This window comes from Streptomyces anandii JCM 4720 (assembly GCF_014650655.1).
Lineage (GTDB): Bacteria > Actinomycetota > Actinomycetes > Streptomycetales > Streptomycetaceae > Streptomyces > Streptomyces anandii.
The window spans coordinates 1-6,169 of sequence record NZ_BMVJ01000036.1 but is presented as its reverse complement, the minus strand read 5'-3'; the positions used below and the strand labels follow the sequence as shown (position 1 = coordinate 6,169).

5 protein-coding genes are annotated in these 6,169 nt (G+C 75.7%); 4 read left to right on the top strand and 1 reads right to left on the bottom strand.

The window, feature by feature from the left end:
* Positions 1–62 (top strand): DUF853 domain-containing protein (locus IE249_RS39435; RefSeq protein WP_229859906.1); only part of this gene is annotated, 62 nt, incomplete at its 5' end.
* Positions 63–487: 425 nt separating this feature from the next.
* Here IE249_RS39435 and IE249_RS33855 read toward each other — a convergent pair.
* Complete coding sequence (locus IE249_RS33855; protein WP_189711083.1) at positions 488–1,114, bottom strand: HhH-GPD-type base excision DNA repair protein; 627 nt, start codon at positions 1,112–1,114, stop codon at positions 488–490.
* A gap of 122 nt (positions 1,115–1,236) precedes the next feature.
* Here IE249_RS33855 and IE249_RS33850 point away from each other — a divergent pair, with 122 nt between their 5' ends.
* From IE249_RS33850 to IE249_RS33840, 3 genes are all read left to right on the top strand, one after another.
* The gene (locus tag IE249_RS33850; RefSeq protein WP_189711081.1) at positions 1,237–3,360 is read left to right on the top strand and encodes a penicillin acylase family protein; all 2,124 of its coding nucleotides are present in this window, start codon (positions 1,237–1,239) and stop codon (positions 3,358–3,360) included.
* Positions 3,360–4,013, top strand: coding sequence for a GNAT family N-acetyltransferase (locus tag IE249_RS33845; RefSeq protein WP_189711079.1), 654 nt, complete (start codon positions 3,360–3,362; stop codon positions 4,011–4,013). The genes IE249_RS33850 and IE249_RS33845 overlap by 1 nt, the downstream gene beginning before the upstream one ends.
* Before the next feature lie 107 nt (positions 4,014–4,120).
* The gene (locus IE249_RS33840) at positions 4,121–6,091 is read left to right on the top strand and encodes a copper resistance CopC/CopD family protein (RefSeq protein ID WP_229859895.1); all 1,971 of its coding nucleotides are present in this window, start codon (positions 4,121–4,123) and stop codon (positions 6,089–6,091) included.
* The last annotated feature ends 78 nt before the right edge of the window (positions 6,092–6,169 follow it).

The following is a 6,169-nucleotide window of genomic DNA, read 5'->3' as shown; positions in this document are numbered from 1 at the left end:
CCCAGATCGGCCGCGAGATCACCCGTTCCCTGTTCGGCACGGCCCGACGCCGGAGGCGGTGACCAAAGCGGCGGGCGGCCTCGGCGCGCAGAAGGGCGCGGAGGACCGCGTACGGGTCGCTGGCATGTTCCTGCTTCCTCGCGGTGCTGGTGGGGGGTCGGGAACGGATCCGTCACCCGTGGGCGACGGGACGGAGGGCGGCGGAGGCCGGTGCGGTGAGGGTCGCGGCCCGCCCGCTCGCGGGCACGGGCCTGCGCCGGGGCGCCCGCGCCCGGCAGCCCCGGCAGGAACGGCGAGCAGCAGCACGAGCACCCGCACGCAGGCGCCCCGGCGCGGGACGCGGCGGGCGTGCGGTGCGGGGCTCACCCCGGTCATCTGCCTTCGGCCGTACGCCGTTCATCACGCGGACCCGGTAAACCGCCCGCACGGCGTACGGACCCGGTGCCGTGTTGACGAGGAACGGCGACCGGCGACCGGCGACCGGCGCTCACTCACCGGTCTCACCGGTCTCACCGGTCTTGCCGGCCCTGTCGGCCTTGGCCGCCTTCGCCGCCGCCTTCATCTCCTGCTTGTGCGCGCGCACCTTGGCCAGCGACTCGGGCCCGGTGATGTCGGCGACGGACCGGAAGGACTTCTCCTCGCCGTACGCGCCCGCGGCCTCCCGCCACCCCTCGGGCCGCACACCGAGCTGCTTGCCCAGCAGCGCGAGGAAGATCTGCGCCTTCTGCTTGCCGAACCCGGGCAGTTCCGCCAGCCGGCGCAGCAGCTCGCGGCCGCTGCCGGCGTCCCGCCAGACGGCCTCGGGATCGCCGTCGTAGTGCTCGACGAGGTACCGGCACAGCTGCTGGATCCGCTTGGCCATGGAGCCGGGGTAGCGGTGCACGGCCGGTTTGTCCGAGAGCAGCCGGGCGAAGGTGTCCGGGTCGAAGGCCACGATCTCGTGGGCGTCCAGGTCGTCGGTGCCCATGCGCCGGGCGATCGTCGCGGGTCCCTTGAACGCCCACTCCATCGGGATCTGCTGGTCCAGCAGCATCCCGATCAGCGCGGCGAGGGGGCTGCGGCCGAGGAGCGCGTCGGCGTCGGGGTCCTGGGCGAGGTGCAGTGTGACGTCCATGGTCCCGATGATCGCCCGCCGGACGGCGGGGCGCAGCCGGGCGGGACGGACGGCACGGGGTGAGGGCATCCGGCCCCGACAATGAGTTAGGTTAGCCTAACCTGAGCAGATGTAGGGGATCCATGGCCACCGAGACCTACCGGGACCGCTGGGGCGTGCCGCACCTGCGCGCCGACAACGTCCTCGCCCTCGCCCGTGCCCAGGGCCGCGTCACCGCACGGGACCGCGCCTGGCAACTGGAGGTCGAGCGGCACCGTGCCCGGGGCACCTCGGCGTCCTTCCTCGGCGCCACCGCCCTGCCCTGGGACGTCCTCGCCCGGCGCGCCCGGCTCGCCGACACCGCCCGGCGCTGCTTCGAGGTCCTGGAGAGGCGGGACCCGGAGTCGGCGGCCTGGGTACGGGCGTACACCGAGGGCGTCAACGACGCGCTCGCGGACGGCGCCCGCCGCGCTCCCGAGTTCGGCCGCACCGGTCTCGCCCCCGGCCGCTGGGAGCCCTGGCACCCGCTCGGGGTGTGGCTCGGCGCGCACCTCCTCTTCGCGGGCTTCCCGGCCAAACTGTGGCGCGAACGGGTCGTACGCCATCTCGGACCCGGGGCCGTCGCCCTGTTCGCCACGGACGGCCCCGGCACCTCCGGCAGCAACGGCTGGCTGCTGAGCGGTGCCCGCACGGCCTCCGGGCGGGCGCTGATCGCCGGGGACCCGCACCGCTTCGTCGAGGACCCGGGCGTCTACCAGCAGATCCGCCTCGCCTGCCCGGAGTTCGACGTCGTCGGCCTCGCCGTCCCCGGCGTTCCGGGCATCGCGCACTTCGGTCACACCGGCACGGTCGCCTGGGCCATCACCAACGCCATGGCCGACTACCAGGACCTCTACGTCGAGCGGCTGCGCCGCACCGGCACGGCCGTCGACGCACTGGGCCCCGACGGCACCTGGCGCCGGGCCGCCCGGCACACCGAGACGATCGAGGTCGCGGGCGGTGAACCCCTCGAACTCGAGGTCATCGAGACCGACCGCGGCCCAGTGATCACCGGCGGCCCGGCCGCGCCCCCGGCAGCCGCCTCCGCCCCTCCCGCGACCCTCAGCCTGCGTCACCCGCCCCGCGTCACCGCCGACCTAGGCTTCGGCGCGCTGCTGCCGCTGCTGCGCGCCCGCCGCGTGGAGGACGTCGACCGGGCCTTCGACGCCTGGGCGGAACCGGTCAACGTGGTGCTGGCCGCGGACACCGCCGGCGGAGTGCTGCACCGCGTCGCGGGCCGCGTACCGCTGCGCGCCGAGGCCAACCGGGTGCGCCCGGTCCCCGCCTGGGAACCCGGCCACGACTGGCACGGCGAGCACGAGCCGCCCCGTGCGGGCCTGACGGACGGCATCGCGGTTATGGCGAACCAGCGCGGCCCGTCCGCACCGCTCGGCGTCGAGTTCGCCCCGACGCACCGCGCCGATCGCATCCGCTCCCTGCTCACCGAGCGCGCCGACTGGTCCGCCGACGACATGGCCGCGATCCACACGGACACCCACCTCGCCTCCGCCGCCCCGCTGCTCGACCGCCTGGCCGCCCTCGGCGCCCCGGACCACCCGGACCCCGGCCTCACCCCGGAGGCGGCCCGCCTGCGTGACCGGCTCCTGCGCTGGAACCGCCGGATGGACGCCGGCAGCGAGGAGGCGGCGGCCTTCGCCGCGCTGCGCACGGCCGTCGTACGCCGTCTCGCCGCCCATCCCGTGTTCGCGCCGCTCGCCGAACCGTCCGCCCACCCGGAGGTCTTCCTCCCCTGGCTCGCCCTGGCCCCGCGCATCGGCTTCGCCCTGGAGAACCTGCTGAGGGCCGAGGAGCTGTACGGCGTCGACCGCCCGGCGATCGTCCGTGCGGCCCTCGAGGAGGTCGCCGCGCTGCCCGCCGCGGCCTGGGGCGAACGTCACCGGCTCGCACCCTGGCGGGCCCTCGACGGAACACCCCACGAGGACCCCCGCGAAGCGCCCTTCACCGAACCCGGCCTGTCCGGCGACCACGACTGCGTGCTGTGCACCTCGGCCGTGCCGGGGGTGACCGACCGCGCCGCGCGCGGCCCCGTGGCCCGTTACGTCTGGGACCTCGGCCGGCGCGAGAACAGCCGCTGGGTGGTGCCGTTCGGCGCGGACGGCGTGCCCGGCGCCCCTCACCACCGCGACCAGCTCCCCCTGTGGACCGCGGGAGAACTCGTCCCGGTCGTCACCGACTGGGCCCGCCTGGAGAAGGAGACCGACGCCTGATGCCCGAGCAGCCCGATCGCGGTCCCGGTCCCGGTCCCGATCCCGATTCCGGTCCCGGCCGCGAACCCGTCCACGAGCAGGTCGTCGAGGGCTTCGGCACCATCCGGGTGCTGCCCCTGGACCCGTACGCCGACGCCGGGACCGTCCACCGCTGGGTGAGCGCCGAACGCGCCGCCTTCTGGGGCATGACCGGGCTGACCAGGCAACAAGTCACCGAGCTGTACGAGCACTTGGCCGGCCTGGACACCCATCACGCCTTCCTGGTGCGGAAGGACGGCGTACCGGCCGCCCTCCTGCAGACCTACGAGCCCGCGGCCGACCGCGTCGGCGAGTGCTACGACGTGCGCCCCGGAGACATCGGCGTCCATCTGCTGCTGGCCCCGCCCGGCCCGGACGGCCGGCGGCCCGGATGGACCTCCGCGCTGCTGGGCGCCCTGCTGTCGTACCTCCTGCCGGGGCTGGACCGCGACCGGATCGTGGTGGACCCGGACGTCCGCAACGTCCGTGCGCTCGACCGCTTCCTGAGGCAGGGCTTCGAGAGGGGGCCGGTCGTCGTCCTGCCGGAGGTGGACCTGCCCGACGTGTACCTGCCCGAGAAGCGCGCCCAACTGGCCTTCCTTCCCCGGTCGGTAGCCTTCCCGCGTACTTCCTGAGGGACCGGGCCCGGGAGAGCCCGGTGTCCGGCCGGCCGTGCTGAGCGTTGTGCCGCCCGCGTCCGTACCTCCCGGGAAGCCGGCAAGTCCCGAGACGGAGGGGTGACGTGACCAGACTGCGGCCGCTGTGGAAGTGGCCGGCGCTGCTCGGCGCCCTCCTCGTCCTGCTCGTCCTCGGCGGCGCCGGGCCCGCCTCGGCCCACGCCGCCGTACGCTCCACCGACCCCGCCGACGGATCGGTGCTCAAGTCCGCTCCGGACAGCGTCACGCTGACCTTCACGGAGTCCGTGGGCCTGCTCGACGACTCCTTCCGGCTGTTCGACCCCGAGGGCCGGCGCGTGCACACCGGCGAGGCCCGGCACGCGCCCGGCCACCCGGACACGGCACGGGTGGCCTTCCCGGGCGGCCTGGGCGAGGGCACGTTCACCGTGGCGTGGCGCGTGGTGTCCGCCGACAGCCACCCGGTCTCGGGCGCCTTCACCTTCTCGGTGGGCAAGCCCTCCCCGACCGCCGCCGCGATCGACACCGGCCCCTCCGAGGACCCCACCACCGCCGGCCTCTACGACCTCGCCCGCTACGCCGCGTACGGCGGCGCGGCCCTGCTGATCGGCGCCGCCGCCTTCGTACTGCTCTGCCGCCCGCCGGACGCTGGCCCGCTGCGCCGGCCGCTGCTGGCGGGCTGGTGGACGCTGCTCGCCTCCACCCTTCTCCTGCTGGCGCTGCGTGCCCCCTACGAGACGGGCACGGGCCCGGCCGGCGCGCTCGACCCGGCGGCCTTCGTCCGCACCCTGTCGGGCCGCCCCGGCCTCGTGCTGCTGGCCCGCCTGCTCCTGCTCGCGCCCACGGCCGTACTTCTGCCGCGGCTGACCCGGCGCCGCGACGACGACGGCTCGGAGGGCGGCGGCGGACCCGCGCGGTCCTCGCGCCCGCTGCTCGGCGCGGCCGCCGCCCTGGCCCTCGCCCTCGCGCTGACCTGGGCGGCGTCCGACCACGCCTCCGCGGGCATCCAGGTGCCGGCGGCGATGACGTCCTCGGTGCTGCACCTGCTGGCGATGGCGGTGTGGCTGGGCGGTCTGACGGCCCTGTTGACCCTGCTGACCGCCCTTCAGAAGCCGGACACCGCCCAGGAGGCGGCCGAGGGCGCGACAGCGGGCGGGACCGAGGGGGCGGGCCCCGCCGCTCAGGACACGGCCGCCACCCCCGCGCCCCGGGCGCCCGCGACCGCCCGGTTCGACGGCCCCGCACTGACGTCCGCCGTGGCCCGCTTCTCCCGCATCGCCTTCACCGCCGTCGCCGTCCTGGTCCTGACCGGGGTCTACCAGTCCTGGCGCGGCCTCGGCTCCTGGGCCGCGCTCGCCGAGACCGCGTACGGCCGGCTGCTGCTCGTCAAACTGGTCGCCGTGGCCCTGCTGCTGGCCGCCGCCGGCCTCTCGCGCCGGTGGACGGCACGGCTGGTGGCGACGGACGCGGAAGCCGCCGTACGGGACGTCGGCCGGAGGGCGTCGGCGGTGCGCGAGCGGGTCCCGCAGCCGGCATCCGGGCCGGCGCTGCCCACGGCTGCCGAACCGGCGGACCTCTTCGCGCCGGACGCCCATCTGCGCGGGCTGCGCCGCTCGGTCCTCACCGAGGTCGGCGTGGGCATCGTGGTGCTGGTGATCACCACGGTGCTGTCGGGCACCCTGCCCGGCCGGGCGGCCGCCGAGGCCGCGGAGGCCGCTCCCGCGGCCGGGGCGCCGGGCGCCGCCGTCACGATGATCCCGTTCGACGTGGGCACGCCGGGCGGCCGCGGCAAGGTGCAGATCACCCTGGAACCCGGCCGCGTCGGCCAGAACGCGGTGGAGGCGGTCGTCTTCGGTCCCGACGGGGGCCTGGCTGCCGTGCCCGAACTGCGGCTGTCGCTGACCCTGCCGGACCGCGGGATCGGCCCGATCGACGCCCGGCTGACCGACCGAGGCGGCTACTGGGGCACCGACTCCCTCAACCTCCCGATGCCCGGCACCTGGACCATGAAGGCGACGGTACGGGTCTCGGAGCTGGACCAGGTCAGCGAGGAGCGGACCATCGAGGTCTCGCGCTAGATGTACTCGGCCGGGAGGTTGGTGACACGCCCGCTACCGGTTGTTGATCATGAAGGGACCTCCGGGCGTAGTGGAGAT

What these genes read in the sequence shown, in the direction of transcription:
- IE249_RS33845 (WP_189711079.1), top strand. Translation starts at nt 3,360, where the DNA reads ATGCCCGAGCAGCCCGATCGCGGTCCCGGTCCCGGTCCCGATCCCGAT.
- IE249_RS33855 (WP_189711083.1), bottom strand. Translation starts at nt 1,114, where the DNA reads ATGGACGTCACACTGCACCTCGCCCAGGACCCCGACGCCGACGCGCTC.
- IE249_RS33850 (WP_189711081.1), top strand. Translation starts at nt 1,237, where the DNA reads ATGGCCACCGAGACCTACCGGGACCGCTGGGGCGTGCCGCACCTGCGC.